3 protein-coding genes are annotated in these 1,449 nt (G+C 67.8%); 1 reads left to right on the forward strand and 2 read right to left on the reverse strand.

The window, feature by feature from the left end:
- Positions 1 to 461: single-stranded DNA-binding protein (locus tag ACYVE9_RS26665; protein WP_461030461.1), on the reverse strand; the 461-nt coding region annotated here is incomplete at its 3' end.
- 73 nt (positions 462 to 534) lie between these two features.
- The gene (gene rpsF, locus ACYVE9_RS26670) at positions 535 to 825 is read right to left on the reverse strand and encodes a 30S ribosomal protein S6 (protein WP_461030462.1); all 291 of its coding nucleotides are present in this window, start codon (positions 823 to 825) and stop codon (positions 535 to 537) included.
- A gap of 267 nt (positions 826 to 1,092) precedes the next feature.
- Between rpsF and ACYVE9_RS26675 the strand changes: the two genes are divergently transcribed.
- Positions 1,093 to 1,407 carry a hypothetical protein gene (locus ACYVE9_RS26675; RefSeq protein WP_461030463.1) on the forward strand — a complete coding sequence of 105 codons (315 nt, stop codon included), beginning with the start codon at positions 1,093 to 1,095 and terminating at the stop codon, positions 1,405 to 1,407.
- The last annotated feature ends 42 nt before the right edge of the window (positions 1,408 to 1,449 follow it).

Consider the following 1,449-nt stretch of genomic DNA (forward strand, 5'->3'; position numbering starts at 1 on the left):
GTCGCCCACGGGTCACCCGCGGGTGCGTCGCCGCCGCCCTGCTGGCCGCCACCGGGGCCGCCGCCCCAGTTGCCGCCGCCGCTCTGACCACCACGACCGGATGTCTTGGTGACCTTGGCGGTCGCGTTGCGGAGGCTGGCCCCGACCTCGTCGACATCCAGCTCGTAGACCGTGCGCTTGATGCCCTCGCGGTCCTCGTACGACCGCTGCTTGAGGCGGCCCTGCACGATGACCCTCGTGCCCCTGGTGAGGGACTCGGCGACGTTCTCCGCCGCCTGCCGCCAGACCGAGCAGGTCAGGAACAGGCTTTCGCCGTCCTTCCACTCGTTGGTCTGCCGGTCGAAGGTGCGGGGGGTGGACGCGACACGGAACTTCGCGACCGCCGCACCGGAAGGGGTGAAGCGCAGCTCGGGGTCGTCGACCAGATTGCCGACGACCGTGATGACGGTCTCGCCTGCCATGGATGAACCTCTCGGCGGGGGTGCTAGTGCTGCGTGGTGCTACTACTCGGATCCTTCGCTACCGAGCGCGAGCTCAGTGGGTGGAAGGACGGAGGACCTTGGTCCGGAGGACCGACTCGTTCAGGTTCATCTGGCGGTCGAGCTCCTTGACGACCGCAGGCTCGGCCTGCAGGTCGATGACCGAGTAGATCCCCTCGGGCTTCTTGTTGATCTCGTAGGAGAGACGACGGCGACCCCAGGTGTCGACCTTCTCGACCTTTCCGGCGCCCTCACGGACGACGGAGAGGAAGTTCTCGATCAGCGGGGAGACAGCGCGCTCCTCGACATCGGGGTCGAGGATCACCATGACCTCGTAGTGACGCATGTGGAACCCACCTCCTTCGGACTCAGCGGCCACGGTCGATCCGTGGCAGGAGGGTTGTTGATGCGTGAGCAACGGTATCCGCGGCCACTGACAGTCGACGGTCCAGGCGAGCGATCGTGACGGTGAGCAGGGCAGACACCGGTGCAGACCGTACAGACTACCCGCACTCGGCCTTCCGCTTGAAATCCGACCGGGAAGCACCGCAATCTGGACACCTCGGGTGTGAGCGGCGCCACAGGCGCGCCGCCTTCCGACAGGAGGTGCCCCATGGCACAGACAGTGCGGCAAGCCGGACTCTTCTCCCTCCTCAACTCCGACGGCAGGTCCCATCCGGTCGAGAACGGCATGACGACGGCGACGCTGCTGCTCGGCGTGATCGCCTTCGCCACCTGCTTCTTCCCCGGCCTGCACCTGCTGGCGTCCTGGGCGGGACTGGCCGGGCTGGTGGTCGGGCTGTGGGGGCAGATGATCTCCGCGACCACGGCCGAGCGGTTCCTGCTGATCGTGGGCATGGGGGCGTCGGCCGTCGGCTTCTATCTCGGCATGGCCAACGGCGGACTGTTCGGCGGCCTGCTCGGCTAGACCGCTCGTGGGGCGGCCGTCGCACAGAGGCGGCCGCCCCAC

The organism is Streptomyces sparsus (genome assembly GCF_054776295.1).